This is a genomic window from Paraburkholderia phymatum (genome assembly GCF_038900715.1).
GTDB classification, from domain to species: Bacteria; Pseudomonadota; Gammaproteobacteria; order Burkholderiales; family Burkholderiaceae; genus Paraburkholderia; species Paraburkholderia phymatum_A.
The window spans coordinates 43,412-60,466 of sequence record NZ_JAYMRZ010000021.1 but is presented as its reverse complement, the minus strand read 5'-3'; the positions used below and the strand labels follow the sequence as shown (position 1 = coordinate 60,466).

The window sequence follows — 17,055 nt, the reverse complement described above, 5'->3', positions numbered from 1 at the left end:
AAACGTTGTGGTCATAATTAGCGGGCCTTTTCTGGAGGAGCACAAATGAAATTAAAACAGGCCTTGGGGATCGCGACGCTAGCTTGCATAACAACGGCAGCGCACGCGCAATCGGCCGGTAGTATCTACGTCACAACTGGGTGGTTCCATGTCGCGCCGCAGTCCAGCAGTCAGCCGTTGAGAGAGACAAACGTCGGCGGTTCGCCCGTCAACATCACGGTACCTAACTCTGGCGCCTCGCTCGGCGATGGCGACACCCTTGGTTTCACGGCCGGCTATTTCATTACCGACCACATCGCCACCCAGTTCGACATCGGCATTCCGCCGCAATTCGATCTGAAAGGCACAGGCGCATTTGCGCAGTACGGCAAGATCGGCTCGGCCAAACAGTGGAGCCCGACACTGCTGCTGAAGTACTACTTCAATCAGCCGCAAGCGAAGTTCCGCCCATATGTCGGCATCGGCGTGAGCCGCATCTGGTTCACCGACGAGCACATCACGAACGGCTCTTTCCAGAACAACGTCCTGCATGGTCCGACCACGGTGACCACGGATAGTTCGTGGGAGCCCGTGTTTAATGCCGGCTTCACATACGCGTTCACCGATCACTGGTTCGCCGGCTTCTCGATCTCGTACCTGCCGCTCAGCACGACTGCCAAGCTGAACACCACGGCAAGCACACCCGTCGGCCCGCTGACCGTGCAATCCGAAACGAAGATCCGGCTGAACCCGATCGTCACGTACGTGAACATCGGATACCGCTTCTAACACAACAGGTTAGTCGAGATTTTCGGGCTTGAACAACGCCGTCACGTTAAACCGTGACGGCGTTTTGCTTTCAATCCCATCACGATACTCGTATGGACATGGCTTCGTCTCCGGCGTATCGCGACATCGTTTCCCCACTTGCGACCATGTCTGCTCGCGCGCGCGACTCGTTGTAAATTTGACTGACGCGCAAGGCCTGTCGACGCAATTTCTGCCGCATGCCGTGCGCATCATCTGACGCAAAGCGCGTCGTCGATGCATGTTATGGCGCAGGTTGTGAGCCTCGCGCCAGGCGGGCACCGAAGTTGCGTCAGAGGAGACTTCCCGCGCTGTGTTGCGGGCATGTTGAAACACCCTCATCGACGGAGCGACCATGACAGCACTACCTAATACGCGAGATGCCATCGGCGAATCCTGGACAACGACGGGGCGTCGTGCGCGCCGAATCGCGCGCCATAGCCGGCATGCCGCTGAAGACATTGCCAGTGAACTGCGCAGACTGATGACGGAACTCGAGAATTCACTCGGTGACGGCACGCAGGCGGATGCCGAGGCTATCAAGACGCAATTCCGCAAACGCCTCGACGATGCGCGCTCACGCCTGAACGACACACGCGACGCGATGCGCGACCGCGCACAAGTAGCGTTTCACGATGCCGACGACTACGTGCATGAAAATCCGTGGCGGACGATCGCGCTCGTCGGCGGCGTCGCGCTGATCGCGGGAGCGCTCATCGCACGAGGCGGCATGCGTTGATGTGCGTGCCGATGTAAATGCGGATGCGCTCACTGAACGGACCTGGCTGAACGGTCAGGCGATTGGATCGGCAGGACCTGGATCGCTGTAGAAAACGGGACGCTTATGCACAGCCGCGCGCCGGTGCGCGGTTGTGCGGGCCCACGTGTTGATGTGTGTTGACTTGACTCGTTGCGATCCGTTGTGATCGCGCGTGTGCGTGCGCGCAACGTATATTGCGCAGCGCGTGGACTCCCTTTGTGCTTTGCGCGTGAGCGTCTTGCATCGCCTTCGAGGCCGACACACGTTGAGCATCGCGTGTCAAACGCGGCGCACGTATGGCATCAATTACCGTCGACGACGAAGAGCCGCTGGTATTCCTTCGACGCGTACCGATCCGTCATGCCCGCGATGTAATGCGCGATCAGTCGCGGCTGCTTCGCTGCATCCGTTGTCTGGTAATCGGGCGGCAACAATCGAGGGTCGTCGATGAACGCATCGAAAAGACCGATGATCACGCGCCGCGCCTTGCTCGCCATGCGCATCACCCGATAGTGCCGATACAGGTTCTTGAACAGAAACTGCTTGAGCGCCGTGGCCTGCGCGGCGATGGCTGCGCTGTGCGCGACGAGCGGCGGCGCACGCCGCACATCGTCGAGCGATGCCGGCGCATGGCGCGCGATGTTGCGCGTCGTCGTGTCGATCAGATCGACGATCAGCGTGTTGATGATGCGGCGAACCGTCTCGTGAATCAGCCTGCGCCCTTCGATGTTCGGATAGTCGCGGCGCGCCGCCTCGTCATGCGTGCGCCATAGCTCGACTTCGGCAAGCTGGTCGATGGTGAGCAATCCCGAGCGCAGACCGTCGTCCACGTCGTGATTGTTGTACGCGATTTCATCGGCGAGATTCGCAATCTGCGCTTCGATCGACGGCTGGCGTCCTTGCAGAAAACGCTCGCCCAATTCGCCCAGACGCCGCGCGTTTTCGCGCGAACAATGCTTGAGGATGCCTTCGCGCGTTTCGAAGCACAGATTCAGGCCATCGAATGCGCCATAGTGCTCTTCGAGGTCGTCGACGACAGCAAGGCTCTGCAGATTGTGCTCGAAGCCGCCGTACTCGCGCATGCATTCGTTGAGCGCGTCCTGCCCCGCGTGGCCGAACGGCGTGTGTCCGAGATCGTGCGCAAGCGAGATCGCTTCGACGAGATCCTCGTTCACGCGCAGATTGCGCGCGACGGAACGCGCGATCTGCGCGACTTCGAGACTGTGCGTGAGCCGTGTGCGAAACAGGTCGCCCTCGTGGTTCACGAATACCTGCGTCTTGTATTCGAGCCGCCGAAAAGCCGTGGAGTGGACGATGCGATCGCGATCGCGCTGAAACTCGGTACGCGCGCTCGGCGGCGGTTCGTAATGGCGCCGGCCGCGCGACTGCGAAGAGTGCGCGGCATACGGCGCAAGATGCGCTTCGAGCGCGCCGATGGTGGGCAACGACGCTGCGCCCGTGACGTCACGTGATCCGATCAGATTGTCGCTGCGTATTTCACTCACCGATGTCTCCGAATCCGAAGCGACGCCCTCATGCCGTTGCGCTGACTGCGCGTCGCGTCAGGCGCCGACGCTGGCGTCGAGCGTCTGTAGCACGGCGTCGTCTGGTGCGCGCGTGATCAGTGTGTCGCCGAAACGCTTCAGCAGGATGAACTTGATTTCGCCCGCTTCCGCTTTCTTGTCGACGCGCATCAGGTCGACATAACGCGACGCGCCGAGCGCGGGTGCCCGGGTCGGCAGATGCGCGGCCTTGATGACGGCAACGAGTCGCTCGCGCGCGGCTTCGTCCAGATGACCGAGCCGCACCGACAGATCGGCTGCCATCACCATCCCGCAACCGACTGCTTCGCCGTGCAGCCACTCACCATAGCCGAGGCCCGCCTCGATTGCATGACCGAACGTGTGACCGAAATTGAGGATCGCGCGCAAACCGCCTTCGCGTTCGTCGGCAGCCACGACGGATGCCTTTATTTCGCACGAACGCTTGACGGCTTCCGCGAGCGCCTGTGGCTCGCAACGATTGAGCGCTTCGACGTTCGCCTCGATCCACTCGAAGAATGTTGCGTCGGCGATTGCGCCCGTCTTGATGACTTCCGCGATGCCGGCCGCGAGTTCGCGCGCGGGCAGCGTACGCAGCGCGCCGATATCTGCGATCACCGCTTGCGGCTGGTAAAACGCGCCGATCATATTCTTGCCGAGCGGGTGATTGATGCCCGTCTTACCGCCCACCGACGAATCGACCTGCGACAGCAGCGTCGTCGGCACCTGGATGAACGGCACGCCGCGCATGTAGCAGGCGGCGGCAAAACCTGTCATATCGCCGATCACGCCGCCGCCGAGCGCGATCAGCGTGGTCTTGCGATCGGCGCGCGCGCCGAGCAGCGCGTCGAAAATCAGGTTCAGCGTTTCCCAGTTCTTGTGCGCTTCGCCGTCGGGCAGCACGACCGTCGTCACGTCCTTGCCGAGCGGCGCGAGCGCCTTGCGCAACGCGTCGCCGTACAGTGGATCGACAGTCGTATTGGTGACGATGGTGACGGACGAGCCGCGAATGTGCGGGGCGAACAGTTCAGTCTTGCCGATCAGATCGGCGCCGATGTGGATCGGATAGGCGCGCTCGCCCAGTTCGACGTTGACGGTAATCATGGAGGTCATCTCGTCATTATGACGCAGGAGACCTGGCGACGCCCGCCATCTCGAGCTGCATCAGCACCATGTTGACGAGCCCGTTGACCGACGGACGGCCCGTTTCGATCACGAAATCGGCGCATTCGCGGTAGAGCGGATCGCGGACTTCATAGAGCGCCTCGAGGCGCCCTTTCGGATCTTCGGTCTGCAAGAGCGGCCGGTTCTTGTCGCGGCGCGTGCGCAGCCACAGGTCGTGCGGATTCGCGCGCAGATAGACGACGATACCGTGCTGGCGCAGCGCTTCGCGGTTTTCAGGGCGCAGCACCGCGCCGCCGCCCGTCGCGAGGACGATGTTTTCGCGGCCGGTTAGCTCGGCAATCACTTGCGCCTCTCGGTCGCGAAAGCCCGCTTCGCCTTCCAGCTCGAAGATCACGGGGATGCGCGCGCCCGTGCGCGCCTCGATTTCGTGGTCGGAATCGAAGAACGGGCGATCCAGCCGGCGCGCCACGGCCCGGCCCACGGTGGTTTTGCCCGCCCCCATGAGCCCTACGAAAAAAACGTTGGCGTGTGCGTCCCGCGCTTGCAACTTATCCTCTGGCTAATCCGGTGTAGTTCGTGCGGCAGCTTACTGGCAAAGCGCCTGCCTTGTCGAGCCTGACGGCCCGCGCGCTTGCGCCCCGTCCTGCGTTCGGCCCCCGCCCGTGGCCCTTTGCCCGCCGATCCGTCAATTCGTCTGCACAACCCTCGGCGTGATGAAAACGACGAGCTCGCTGGTCAGATCGCGATGAGCGCGGTGACGGAAAAGTGCGCCCAGAAGCGGTATTTTGCCCAGGAGCGGCACGCGCGTCACATCATCGCGGTCGTCGGCCTCGTAGATTCCGCCGATCGACACCGTCCCGCCGTCCTCCACCTCGACGCGCGTCTGCACGTGCTTGGTGTTGATCGCGGGACCGGACGCCGTCTGCTCGCCGACGCTGTCCTTCGCGACATCGAGGTCCAGCACGACCCGGCCGTCAGGCGTGATTTGCGGCTCCACCTCCAGTTTGAGGCTCGCACGGCGAAACTGCACGCCCGACACGCCTTGCCCGACCTTCGCCTGATACGGCAGTTCCGTGCCCTGCTCGACGATCGCCTTCATCCGGTCCGCCGTCACCACGCGCGGGCTCGACACGATCTGGCCGCGCCCTTGCGCTTCGAGCGCGCTCAGCTCGATGTTCAGAAGCCGCGTCGCTTGTGCGGCGAAAAGCGTCAGGCCGGCCGTGGCGGCGTCAAACCCTGAAATCGGCCGCGCCGACAGGTCGAAGACCGCGCCGTCCTTTCCGCCGACGAGGCCCGTCGCCTTGCCGTCCTCGCTCGCGGCTGCCATCGACAGCTTCACGCCGAGATTGCGCGAGAAGCCCTTCTCCGCTTCGACGATTCGCGCCTCGATCAGCACCTGGCGCGTCGGCCGGTCGAGCGACGCGACCAGTTCCGCGATCTGCACGAGGCGCGCGTCGAGATCGGTGACAAACAGCAGATTGGTGCGCGCGTCGGCCATCGCGGCGCCACGCTTCGACAGTACGCGCTGATTGCCCGACGCCGTCAGCAGCTTGCGCAGTTCGTCGGCGTGCGCGTAGTGCAGCTCGAACGTGCGGCTCGCGAGCGGTTCGAGTTCGGCTGCGCGCGCATGCGCCTCGAAACGCTGACGCTCGCGCGCGGCGAGTTCCGACAGCGGCGCGACCCAGATCACCTTGCCGCGCTGCTCCATCGCGAGTCCGTTGACGTCGAGCAGCGTATCGAACGCGGTGCGCCACGGCACGTTGTCCAGATGCAGCGTGACCGTGCCGCGCGCCTTTTCGCTCGCGACGATGCTGAGGCCCGTGAATCGCGCGAATGCGCCGAGCACGGCGCCCAACTCGGCGTGCTGGAAGTGCAGCGTGATCGGTCGGTCGGCGGGAAACGCGGCGGATGCGCTCGCGCTCAGACGAGCGGCGGGTGCAAGCGGGACGGGCGGACCTTCGAGCGCTTCGTGCTGTGCTTCATGCCGTGACTCTTGCCGTGCTTCTTGCTGATCTTGCCGTGCTTCTTGCCGTGCCTCGCTTTCTGTCTTGCGTCGAGGTTCGGCGTCATCGCGGTCGACAGAAAGCGGTTGCGCGGAATCCAGCGGCGGCGCCTTCGCATCGGCTGTCAATCCGCCGCCGTCATCCGCTGCGTCGAGCACGAACGGATTCGCGACGTCAGTCGTAATCACGCGCGGCAATGGCGGCATGCCGGCCGGCGCGATCGCATCATCGAACGGCATGTTCGAGGGAAGCGGCGGCAACGCCGCTTGCGCCGCCATCGCGACGCACGACGCGCACGCGAGAAGCCATCGTTTGTTGTGCACGCGCATCATTCGACGGCCTCCGCAAGCGTGAACGAATGCATGCTGCCATCACGCTTTGCAAACGTGAGTGCGTTGGAGTCGACATGCGTGACACGCTCGTCGCCCCACTGCTGCCCGCTTTCGAGTGTCTCTGCGCCATCGCCCGTTTCGATCAGCGCGAGCCCGCGCATGCGGTCGGACAGCAGTCCGACGAGCCGCATCGATCCCGGCGCGTCCTCCGATGCAGGCGCGAACGTCGGTGGCTGGAACGGATCGTAGAACACGATCTCTTCATCGGGATCGAATGCGTCTGGATCGAATGCGTCGGGATCGTTGCGCACAGTTGGGCGCGCGGCGCTCGGAACAGGATGAATCGCGTTGAACGAATGCAACGTCGCGCTAATCGACAATGCCTCGCCCTGGCGCTTGAGCGTCAGTTCGTCGGGCACGACGAGCACGGGCAGGCTCGACAGGCCTTCGAGAAAATCGACGGCGTGATCGAAATCGGCCTGCGCTGTCACGTGCAGCGGACGCATCGCGTCGAGTCCGCTTCCCGCCACCGCACCCGGCTCGATTTTCAGCAGCGTCACGTCGCTGCGCGCGGCGAGCTGCGAGATAACGCGCACGTCATCTGCGGAGGACCATCCCGCCGGCACGTGCGAAACAGGCGCCGCACGGCGCAGCGCCGGCAGTTGCGCGACAGCGGCTTGCGCGTCGCTCAATTTTCGCTGCGCGGCTGACAAGGCATCGCTGCTCGCCTGCGCGCCGCTCATGTCCCTAGCGATCCACGCGTTCGCGCCGAGCGCGAACACCGCAACGGCAATTGCCAGCGCGACAAGGCAGCGCCGCCGCGCGCTCCATGCTTCGAGCGGCACGCGCAGACGCTCGGCGATTGCGTCCCCGAACGGCACGCGCTTAGACGGCGCGCCGATTCGGCCGACCGTGGTTGTATTCATTTCTCACCTCTCGTTTTCTGACGAACCGCCGCGGACGCTTTAGCTTTTTCAGGCGGCCCATCCCACTTCAGATTCGCCGTGAGCTCGATGGCAGCGGATGATTCCGTTGCGCTTGCAGTTCGATGCAAGTCGCTGAGACTGGCGTCCTTCACGCCTCTCAACGCGGCAAGCCGGTTCAGCCACGCCGACGCCGCCGCGTGATCCGTCGACGCAGCAAGCATTTCGGTGTCGCGCCCACGCTGCCTCAACTGCTTGATGACAACGGCTTCGGACGGCTCCTGACTCAACGCATCGAGCAGATCGAGCAAATGGACAAGCGGCTCGGAAAGCGTCGCGGCGCGCTCGTTCTGCAAGCGCTCGTTGCTGGCTTCGCCTGTCAGGCGCGTATGCTCGGCGAGCGGCGATGCAAGCGTCGCGAGCTTCCGGTCGAGCACTGCACGCTGTCTGTCGATGCTCGCTCGCTCGAATGCCTGCCAGGCCACCAGCGCCGCGGCGGCAACGCAACCGCAAAGCGCCGCAGTCGTCCATTCGATATAGCGACGTCGGCGCGCGAGCCGTGCATCGCGCTGACGGTGCGGCAACAGGTTGAAGCCGCCGGCTTTGATTCGCGCCGCCGTCATTGCGCGATGCCGCGCAGCGCGAGGCCGAACGCGACGGCCAAAGAAGGCTCGTGCAACAGGTCCGAAGACGGGATCGCGTTGTCGTCGCTGAACGACGAACAGTCGAACGGCAACACGGTGCAACCCAGCACGTCGCCGATGTCGGCGAGCGAGAAGCACACGCCTTCCAGCAAGTCGATTTCGCCGCCGACCAGCGCACACACATTCAGATTGTTTTCCGCGAGATCGCGCAACGCGTCGGCGACACACGAATACTCGGGCGACGGATAGCGGATCTCTTCCGCGACGGTTTCACCGTCGATGCGCCAGCCGTAGACGCCGTCGCTGCCGATCCAGATCGCGGCGTACGGCTCGTTCAGTTCGAGTTCGAATGTCGCGGCATGACGCAGCGCACGCAGCGCCGCGTGCGGCTCCACGTCGACCGTGGTCAGCGAGATGTCCGCCATCGCCGCGCATTCGATGCGTGCTTCGAGGTGCTCGCGCGCCGTCGCCGCAACCGCGATTTCGCCGAGGCGCGGCGGCGTGTCCTCGACATACCAGTCGACGGCCAATGCGTGACGTTCGATGCCCGCGATCCGCTCGGCTTCCATCATCACGACGGGCTCGACGGCCGCCCGCCTATGCTGGCCGTTCATGTGGCCGACCGGCAGATGCGCGGTGAACGTCGCGGAGCCGGGAATAGCCATCGCGCAGCGCAGCCCCTGCGACGCGCAATGCTGCGGCACATGCCCGAGCACAGCGGCGAGCGCGCGCGCCACCGCCTGCCGGTCGACGATCTCCATGCCCGCCATCGCGCCCGGCGCAAGCGGCTCCGACGCCACGCACTCGATGCGCACGGGGCCGCCCTTTCGCCCGCTGCAACTCAGCACCACGACCCTGACCGCATGCGCACCCACATCGATGCCGACTGCGTGCCGCCGCATCGCCATCCGTAACGAGTCTTTCAACGACATACCTTCCCCCTCGGACACAAACCGACTCTGAAGGCCCGCGTCATTCGAAAGACACGGGCAACGGGAAGGATTCTGCGCAGCGCGGCGCACCAGCGAAATTCGGCCGAATGGCTAATGGTCCGGCGAGCGATATCCGGCGACAATCAAACGAACTACAGTGTTCTCATAGTCGTGCGGTTGCGGCGGCCGTAAGCACGCCGAAAGCTGCCAGGTCGGGCGGCTATAATCGCGGGACCGTTTTTTGGTGTTCATATGCAATCCACGACTCCTACGTCTCCGCCTCCGGCCCCGCCGAAGCGCAAACGTCCCCTCTGGCTCAAGATCATCCTCGGGTTTGTCGGGCTGATCTTCGCCGGCATCGTCTGTGTCATGCTCGTGCTCGGCTATGCGCTGGTCGTCGCGACGCCGAATCTGCCGTCGCTCGATGCGCTCACCGACTATCGCCCGAAAGTGCCGCTGCGCATCTACACCGCCGATCACGTGCTGATCGGCGAATTCGGCGAGGAGCGGCGCGACATCGTGCACTTCCGCGACGTGCCGGACAATCTCAAGAAGGCCGTGCTCGCAATCGAGGACGCCCGCTTCTACGATCACGGCGGCGTCGACCTGACGGGCATCGCGCGCGCCGGCATCGTCGCGCTCACGAACGGTCACGCTACGCAGGGCGCGAGCACGATCACGATGCAGGTCGCGCGCAACTTCTTCCTTTCCAGCGAGAAGACCTACACGCGCAAGGTCTACGAGATGCTGCTCGCGTACAAGATCGAATCGAAGCTGAGCAAGGATCAGATTCTCGAGGTGTACATGAATCAGATCTATCTCGGCCAGCGCGCGTACGGTTTCGCGAGCGCCGCGCGCGTGTACTTCGGCAAGGACCTGAAAGACCTGTCGCTGGCCGAATGCGCGATGCTCGCCGGCCTGCCTAAAGCGCCTTCCGCGTACAACCCCGTCGTGAACCCGAAGCGCGCGAAAGTGCGTCAGGAATACATCCTTCAGCGGATGCTGGAACTGGGCTACATCACGGAGAATCAGTACGAAATCGCGAGCCAGCAGCCGCTCATCGTGAAGGGCGCGGGCAAGGAGTTCAGCGTGCACGCGGAATACGTCGCGGAAATGGTGCGGCAGATGATGTACGCGCAGTACCGCGAAGAGGCGTATACGCGCGGCCTGAATGTCGTGACGACGATCGATTCCGCCGATCAGGACGCCGCCTATCACGCGCTGCGCAAAGGCCTGATGGACTACGAGCGCCGTCACGGCTATCGCGGGCCCGAGGCGTTCATCGATCTGCCCTCCGACGCCGGCGAGCGCGAACAGGCCATCGACGACGCGCTGCTCGAACACCCCGACAACGGCGAGATCATCGCGGCCGTGGTGACGTCGGCGAATCCGAAGCAGGTGCAGGCGACGCTGATCGACGGCAATGTCGTGACGATTCAGGGCGACGGGCTGCGCTACGCGTCATTCGCGCTCAGTGCGCGCGCGCAGCCGAACCAGCGCGTGAGGCCGGGCGCCGTCATCCGTATCGCGAAGAACGACGACGGAAACTGGTCGATCACGCAGTTGCCGCAGATCGAAGGCGCGTTCATTTCCGTCGTGCCGCAGGACGGCGCGATCCGCGCGCTCGTCGGCGGCTTCGACTTCAACAAGAACAAGTTCAATCACGTGACGCAAGCGTGGCGTCAGCCGGGTTCGAGCTTCAAGCCGTTCATCTACTCGGCGTCGCTCGAAAAGGGTCTCGGGCCCGCGACCGTCATCAACGATGCGCCGCTCTTCTTCAGCGCCGCCGAAACGGGCGGCCAGGCATGGGAGCCGAAGAACTACGGCGGCGGCTTCGACGGTCCGATGTCGATGCGCACCGCGTTGCAGAAATCGAAGAATCTCGTGTCGATCCGCATCCTCAATCACATCGGCACGAAGTACGCGCAGCAGTACATCACGCACTTTGGCTTCGACGCGGACCGCCATCCCGCCTATCTGCCGATGGCGCTCGGCGCAGGTCTCGTCACGCCGCTGCAGATGGCGGCCGGCTACTCAGTGTTCGCGAACGGCGGGTATCGCGTGAATCCGTATCTGATCGCGGAAGTCACCGATCAGCGCGGCGTCGTCGTCGCGCATGCGGAGCCGCTCGTCGCGGGCAGCAACGCGCCGCACGCGATCGAGCCGCGCAACGCATACGTGATGAACAGCCTGTTGACGAGCGTCGCGCAGCGCGGCACGGGCGCGAAGTCGAACATGCTGAAACGCACCGACCTCGCCGGCAAGACGGGCACGACAAATGATTCGCGCGACGCCTGGTTCGCCGGCTATCAGCACACGTTGTGCGCGATCGCGTGGATGGGCTACGACAACCCGCGCAGCCTGGGCGACAAGGAAACGGGCGGCGGGCTCGCGCTTCCCGTGTGGATCGACTACATGGGCCGCGCGCTGAAGGGCGTGCCCGAGTACAAGATGCCGATGCCGGAAGACGTGGTGACGCTCGGCGACGAACTGTATTTCGACGACTTCACGCCGGGCAACGGCTTCGTGTCGACCGTCGGCGTGACGGTTCCGCCGGCGGAAGCGAACGGTGCGGCAAGCGCTGCGCCCGCTCAGGTCGGCGAGCAGGAAAAAGAGAACATCATGAACCTGTTCAGAGGTCACTAGGTCCGCTCACGCCTGATCGCTTGATCGCGTGAAAAAACAAAGCCGCCGCGTGGTGAACGCGGCGGCTTTTTGGCTCTCTGACGGCGGCTTTTTGCTTTCTGAAAACGCGCATCGATCGGCATCGCGCACGTCGAGATGAAAACAGATACGTTACGGCGCGATCGTGACCGGCTCGCCCGCCTGCTGCGTCGCGTATTCGGACAGCGACGCGTAAAACTCGGTGCCGTTGCGCGTATCGCGCCACTCGCCGTCGACGTAACGGAAGTGATATCCGCCCGATTTCGCGGCGATCCAGATCTCCTGCATCGGCGGCTGAAGGTTCACGATGATCTTCGTGCCGCTCTCGAATTCGAGCGTCAATACGTTGCCGCTGCGCTCGAATTCGATATCGGCGTCGGTATCGTCGAGCGCGCGCTCGATGGCCGCGAGCACGGCCTCGGCACGGGTCAGGTATTCACTGTCGGACATGCTAAACTCCAACGATTAATTGTTCAGGGACAGTCATGCGAGTCGTATTCCGGATGAGCGCAGCGGCAACTGATGTACTGGCGCCCCGCGGATGGTCCCGCGCGATTGTAGCGACTCTGGCTATTGTCGCAGGTGTCGCGCTCAACGGCTGCGGACAACGCGGTTCGCTCTATCTGCCGACCGTTCCGCCTCTTCCGGCCAAGCCGAGCGAACAGACCCAGACCTCGCCCGATGCAATGAAACCCGGCGCCGAATCCGCTCGAGACTCCGTACCGGATACGTCGGGCACGCCGCTGTCCTTGTCGCCCGATACCGAACTGCGCACTGCGCCGAATACGAATGCGCCCGCCCAGCCGGCGTCGGGTGCATCCGAAGCTCAATAAGACCGTCGCATGACTCAATCTGCCTTCGCCTATGTCGACGGCGTGCTGCACGCCGAAGGCGTGTCCGCCGTCTCGCTTGCCGAGCAATTCGGCACGCCGCTCTACGTCTACTCGCGCGCGGCGCTCAGCGCTGCGTGGCACGCCTACGCCGACGCGTGCGTCGGCCGGCGCGCCACCGTGCACGTCGCCGTGAAGGCGAACAGCAATCTCGCCGTGCTCAATCTTTTCGCGCGCATGGGCGCGGGCTTCGACATCGTGTCGGGCGGCGAACTGGCGCGTGTGCTCGCAGCGGGCGGCAAAGCGGAAAACACCGTGTTCTCCGGCGTCGGCAAGAGCGTCGCGGAAATGCGCGAAGCGCTCGCGGCAGGCGTGAAGTGCTTCAACGTCGAGTCGATTCCCGAACTGGACCGCCTGAATGCCGTCGCGGGCGAAATGGGCAAGAAAGCGCCCGTGTCGCTGCGCGTGAATCCCGACGTCGACGCGAAGACACATCCGTATATCTCGACGGGCCTCAAGTCGAACAAGTTCGGCGTCGCGTTCGACGACGCGCGCGCCACGTATCGCGCGGCCGCCGCGATGAAGAACCTGGAAGTGGTCGGCATCGACTGCCATATCGGTTCGCAGATCACGGAAGTCGCGCCGTACCTCGATGCCGTCGACAAGTTGCTCGAACTCGTCGACCAGATCGAAGCAGACGGCGTGAAGATACGGCATATCGATGTGGGCGGCGGACTCGGCATCACGTACGACGACGAAACGCCGCCCGATATCGGCGACTTCGTGCGCACGCTGCTCGACCGGATCGACGCGCGCGGGCACGGTCATCGTGAAGTGTATTTCGAGCCAGGCCGCTCGCTCGTCGGCAATGCGGGCGTGCTGCTCACACGGGTCGAGTTCCTGAAGCCGGGCGTCGAAAAGAACTTCGCGATTGTCGATGCGGCGATGAACGATCTCGCGCGTCCAGCAATGTACGAGGCTTATCACGCGATCGAACCCGTCGTGCAGCGCGACGGGGACAAGCATCTGTATGACGTCGTCGGTCCCGTGTGCGAAAGCGGCGACTGGCTCGGGCGCGAGCGGGAACTGGCTGTCGAACCGGGTGATCTACTCGCGATCCGGTCGGCAGGCGCCTATGGATTCACGATGAGCTCGAACTACAACACACGCGCGCGCGCCGCCGAAGTGATGGTCGATGGCGACAAGGCCTACGTCGTGCGCCAGCGCGAAGAAGTGAAGGAACTGTTCGCGGGCGAATCGGTTCTGCCGGATCGAAGCTGAACGCTTCGAACGCTCGAAGCAAAAAGGCGATGCGCACAAAACGCATCGCCTTTTTTGTTGCCCTCACCCGTTCCGCACGACCAGCTAGCTTCTCGCCCGTTGCCGGATTCTGTCGCGTGCCCATGCAAGCAGTCGCCAGCCGAGCAACGCAATCACGATAGCACCGTAAATCTTCGGCAAGATCAGATCGTGCTTGCCCGCTTTCATCCACCAGAAATGCAGGATCGCGAGCGTGGCTATCAGATAGATCGCGCGATGCAACGTCTGCCAGCGTCGGCCGAGCTTGCGCACCATCGCTTTCGGCGACGTGACGGCGAGCGGGACCAGCAGCACGAACGCCGCGAAGCCGACCGTGATGAACGGCCGCTTGCCGATATCCTTTACGATCTCCGCGAAATCGAACCACTTGTCGAACCAGAAATACGTCGTGAAGTGCAACGCTGCATAGAAGAACGCGTAGAGCCCGAGCATCCGGCGAAAGCGCAGCAGCGCGTTCCAGCCGGTGAGCTTGCGCAGCGGCGTCACGGCGAGCGTGATGCAGATGAACACCAGCGTCCACAATCCCGTCGAGCGCGTGATGAACTCGATGGGATTCGCGCCGAGCCGGTCGGTGAAACCGAACAGCACGATGCGCGCAAACGGACACAGCGCCGCGACGAGCACGGCGATCTTGGCCGGCACGAGCCAGCGCGCAGCGCCGACAGTCGTCGTTGTCGTGCGCGAAGGCGATGCGTGTTTCGAAGCGCTCGCCGTCCGTGCGCCGGTGCTTGCGGTCACGGTCGATGTCGTCTCGGTTCCCATGCGCGCCGCTATCAGAAGTTCTTCTTCAGGTCCATGCCCTGATACATCGACGCGACGAGGTCACCATAGCCGTTGAAGATCAGCGTCTTGCGCTTCGGCGTGAAGAAGCCGTCCTCACCGATGCGCCGCTCGGTCGCCTGGCTCCAGCGCGGATGGTCGACGTTCGGGTTCACGTTCGAATAGAAGCCGTATTCGTTCGGCGCGTAGGTGTTCCAGCTCGTCGGCGGCTGCTTGTCGACGAAACGGATCTTGACCAGCGACTTCGCGCTCTTGAAGCCGTACTTCCACGGCACGACGACGCGCACGGGCGCGCCGTTCTGATTCGGCAGCACCTGACCGTAGACGCCCATCGTCAGCAGCGTGAGCGGATTCATCGCTTCATCCATCCGCAGGCCTTCTGAATAGGGCCAGTCGAGAATCGGCTCGGACAGGCCCGCCATCTGCGACGGATCGGCGAGCGTGATGAACTGCACGTACTTCGCGTTCGCGGTCGGCTGCGCGCGCCGGATCACTTCCGACAGCGGAATGCCGATCCACGGAATCACCATCGACCAGCCTTCGACGCAGCGCAGCCGGTACACGCGCTCCTCCAGCGGCGCGAGCTTCAGCAGCTCGTCGATGTCGTAGACCTTCGCGTTCTTCACCTCACCCTCGACGCTCACCTTCCACGGATGCGGCCGCAGCGTGCCCGCGTTGTGCGACGGATCGCTCTTGTCGGTGCCGAACTCGTAGTAGTTGTTGTACGTTGTGATGTCCTTGAACGGCGTGACCTTGTCGGCGACGACGAACTTCGAATTGGTCTTTGCGCCGAGCTTCTGCGCTTTCGCGTCGGACGACGAATACTCCGCAAACGCCTCGCCCTGCACGCCGATCAGGCCGCCGAGCGCCGCCGCGCCCGCTGCCTGCAAGATCCGCCGGCGATTCTCGAACACGCGCCGCGGCGTGATTTCGCTGCGCGCGATGTCGTCGCCGTAGAGACGGCTCCGTTCGCTTCGCTTGATCCACATGCTGAAACTCCTTGCCGGGCGTACTGGCCCGGACGATATCCGTTCGACCCGCTTGTCATTCGACCCGCTGATTGCGGCCACCGTTCTGGTTAACACAAGCGGCGCGCAATCCTTCCATATCCGCATAAAAAAACCGCCGGTGCAGCGCACGCGGCGGTTTTTCTGTGTCCCGGCCTCAAATTCGGCGGATATTACAGCTTGCCGTAGCTATGCAGCCCCGACAGGAACATGTTCACGCCGAGGAACGCGAAGCTCGTCACCAGCAGGCCCGTCAGCGCCCACCAGGCAGCGGCCGCGCCGCGCAGGCCTTTCATCAGGCGCATGTGCAGCCATGCCGCGTAGTTCAGCCACACGATCAGCGCCCACGTTTCCTTCGGGTCCCAGCTCCAATAGCCGCCCCACGCTTCAGCGGCCCACAGCGCGCCGAGAATCGTCGCGATCGTGAAGAACGCGAAGCCGACGGCGATCGACTTGTACATGACGTCGTCGAGCACGTCGAGCGTCGGCAGGCGGTCGGCCAGCACGCCGCGCTCTTTCATCAGATACGCGACGCCGACCATCGCCGACAGCGCGAAGCTGCCGTAACCGATGAAGTTCGCTGGCACGTGAATCTTCATCCACCAGCTTTGCAGCGCGGGAACGAGCGGCTGGATCTGCTGCGCGTCGCGCGCGATCGAGTACCACATCAGGAAGCCGACGGCCGCGCTGATCACCAGCAGCACGAACGCGCCGAGCGCGCGCGTGTTGTAGTGTTGCTCGTAGTACAGGTAGAACAACGCTGTAATCAAACTGAACAGCACGAACACTTCGTAGAGGTTCGAGATGGGGATATGGCCGACGTCCGAGCCGATCAGATACGACTCGTACCAACGCACCATCAAGCCGACGAAACCCATCAGCACGGCGACCCACGTCATCTTCGAGCCGATCGCGGCGCCCGACGGCGAGCGCGACAGCACGCCGATCCAGTAGAACAGCGTCGCGAGCACGAACAGCGCGCTCATCCACAGAATCGCAGACTGGCTCGACAGGAAATACTTGAGGAAGAACGCGTGATCGGCGCGGGTCAGATCGCCGCCGTACAACTGGATCGCAAAGAGCGAGAGCACGGCGATGCACGCCATCAGCAGGCGCGCGGGCTTCCAGCGCCAGCCGAGCACGACGAAAGCCGGCACCGAGCAAACCAGCACCAGCTTGTCGTAGTAATTCATGTACTCGTAGTAGCGCGACAGCGCGAACCCGGCTCCCACGACCATCGCCAGCGCGAACAGCCAGTCGAACGCGCCGAGGCGCTTCAGGAACGGACGGTCGTCCAGCAGCGCCGGTTCACCTGGCACATGCGCATGCAGATGCGTGGCCGAATGAGCCGACGTATCGGCGCGCGGCGTGGCGCGCGAGGAAGAAGAAACTTGGGTCAAGTCCATGT

General features: G+C 63.6%; 16 protein-coding genes. 5 read left to right on the top strand and 11 right to left on the bottom strand.

Features of this window, described 5'->3' with window-relative positions; all coding sequences use genetic code 11:
• Window positions 1-45: 45 nt before the first annotated feature.
• Both VSR68_RS31155 and VSR68_RS31150 read left to right on the top strand, forming a co-directional pair.
• Window positions 46-768, top strand: coding sequence for an OmpW/AlkL family protein (locus VSR68_RS31155; RefSeq protein ID WP_342943482.1), 723 nt, complete (start codon window positions 46-48; stop codon window positions 766-768).
• A 373-nt stretch (window positions 769-1,141) separates the two neighbouring features.
• On the top strand, window positions 1,142-1,525 hold the full coding sequence (locus tag VSR68_RS31150) for a DUF883 family protein (protein ID WP_342943481.1): 384 nt from the start codon (window positions 1,142-1,144) through the stop codon (window positions 1,523-1,525).
• Window positions 1,526-1,848: 323 nt separating this feature from the next.
• On the opposite strand, the gene VSR68_RS31145 is transcribed toward VSR68_RS31150, so the two are convergent.
• From VSR68_RS31145 to pilM, 7 genes are all read right to left on the bottom strand, one after another.
• Window positions 1,849-3,051, bottom strand: coding sequence for a deoxyguanosinetriphosphate triphosphohydrolase (locus VSR68_RS31145; protein WP_428983632.1), 1,203 nt, complete (start codon window positions 3,049-3,051; stop codon window positions 1,849-1,851).
• A 57-nt stretch (window positions 3,052-3,108) separates the two neighbouring features.
• Window positions 3,109-4,191: a 3-dehydroquinate synthase gene (gene aroB, locus VSR68_RS31140; RefSeq protein ID WP_428983631.1), complete on the bottom strand. Its 1,083-nt coding sequence runs from the start codon at window positions 4,189-4,191 to the stop codon at window positions 3,109-3,111.
• Between the two features lie 16 nt (window positions 4,192-4,207).
• Complete coding sequence (locus VSR68_RS31135; RefSeq protein ID WP_342943479.1) at window positions 4,208-4,759, bottom strand: shikimate kinase; 552 nt, start codon at window positions 4,757-4,759, stop codon at window positions 4,208-4,210.
• A gap of 138 nt (window positions 4,760-4,897) precedes the next feature.
• The gene (locus VSR68_RS31130) at window positions 4,898-6,547 is read right to left on the bottom strand and encodes a type IV pilus secretin PilQ (RefSeq protein ID WP_342943478.1); all 1,650 of its coding nucleotides are present in this window, start codon (window positions 6,545-6,547) and stop codon (window positions 4,898-4,900) included.
• Window positions 6,544-7,473 carry a hypothetical protein gene (locus VSR68_RS31125; protein WP_342943477.1) on the bottom strand — a complete coding sequence of 310 codons (930 nt, stop codon included), beginning with the start codon at window positions 7,471-7,473 and terminating at the stop codon, window positions 6,544-6,546. Before VSR68_RS31125 ends, VSR68_RS31130 begins: the two co-directional genes overlap by 4 nt.
• Window positions 7,470-8,093 carry a fimbrial assembly protein gene (locus VSR68_RS31120; RefSeq protein WP_342943476.1) on the bottom strand — a complete coding sequence of 208 codons (624 nt, stop codon included), beginning with the start codon at window positions 8,091-8,093 and terminating at the stop codon, window positions 7,470-7,472. Before VSR68_RS31120 ends, VSR68_RS31125 begins: the two co-directional genes overlap by 4 nt.
• Window positions 8,090-9,046 carry a pilus assembly protein PilM gene (pilM, locus tag VSR68_RS31115; protein ID WP_342943475.1) on the bottom strand — a complete coding sequence of 319 codons (957 nt, stop codon included), beginning with the start codon at window positions 9,044-9,046 and terminating at the stop codon, window positions 8,090-8,092. Before pilM ends, VSR68_RS31120 begins: the two co-directional genes overlap by 4 nt.
• A 252-nt stretch (window positions 9,047-9,298) precedes the next feature.
• Here pilM and VSR68_RS31110 point away from each other — a divergent pair, with 252 nt between their 5' ends.
• Entirely contained in the window at window positions 9,299-11,692 is a 2,394-nt protein-coding gene (locus VSR68_RS31110) for a penicillin-binding protein 1A (protein WP_342943474.1), read from the top strand.
• A gap of 150 nt (window positions 11,693-11,842) precedes the next feature.
• On the opposite strand, the gene cyaY is transcribed toward VSR68_RS31110, so the two are convergent.
• Complete coding sequence (cyaY, locus tag VSR68_RS31105; RefSeq protein WP_342943473.1) at window positions 11,843-12,160, bottom strand: iron donor protein CyaY; 318 nt, start codon at window positions 12,158-12,160, stop codon at window positions 11,843-11,845.
• Window positions 12,161-12,195: 35 nt separating this feature from the next.
• Between cyaY and lptM the strand changes: the two genes are divergently transcribed.
• Window positions 12,196-12,543: an LPS translocon maturation chaperone LptM gene (gene lptM, locus VSR68_RS31100; protein ID WP_342943472.1), complete on the top strand. Its 348-nt coding sequence runs from the start codon at window positions 12,196-12,198 to the stop codon at window positions 12,541-12,543.
• A 9-nt stretch (window positions 12,544-12,552) separates the two neighbouring features.
• Window positions 12,553-13,821: a diaminopimelate decarboxylase gene (gene lysA, locus VSR68_RS31095; protein WP_342943471.1), complete on the top strand. Its 1,269-nt coding sequence runs from the start codon at window positions 12,553-12,555 to the stop codon at window positions 13,819-13,821.
• Window positions 13,822-13,905: 84 nt separating this feature from the next.
• On the opposite strand, the gene msrQ is transcribed toward lysA, so the two are convergent.
• From msrQ to ccsB, 3 genes are all read right to left on the bottom strand, one after another.
• Window positions 13,906-14,634 (bottom strand): protein-methionine-sulfoxide reductase heme-binding subunit MsrQ, encoded by a 729-nt coding sequence (gene msrQ, locus VSR68_RS31090; protein ID WP_428983634.1) that lies wholly within the window; start codon window positions 14,632-14,634, stop codon window positions 13,906-13,908.
• Window positions 14,634-15,629, bottom strand: coding sequence for a protein-methionine-sulfoxide reductase catalytic subunit MsrP (msrP, locus tag VSR68_RS31085; RefSeq protein ID WP_342943469.1), 996 nt, complete (start codon window positions 15,627-15,629; stop codon window positions 14,634-14,636). The genes msrQ and msrP overlap by 1 nt, the downstream gene beginning before the upstream one ends.
• 191 nt (window positions 15,630-15,820) lie before the next feature.
• Window positions 15,821-17,053 (bottom strand): c-type cytochrome biogenesis protein CcsB, encoded by a 1,233-nt coding sequence (gene ccsB, locus VSR68_RS31080; protein ID WP_342943468.1) that lies wholly within the window; start codon window positions 17,051-17,053, stop codon window positions 15,821-15,823.
• Window positions 17,054-17,055: the final 2 nt, after the last annotated feature.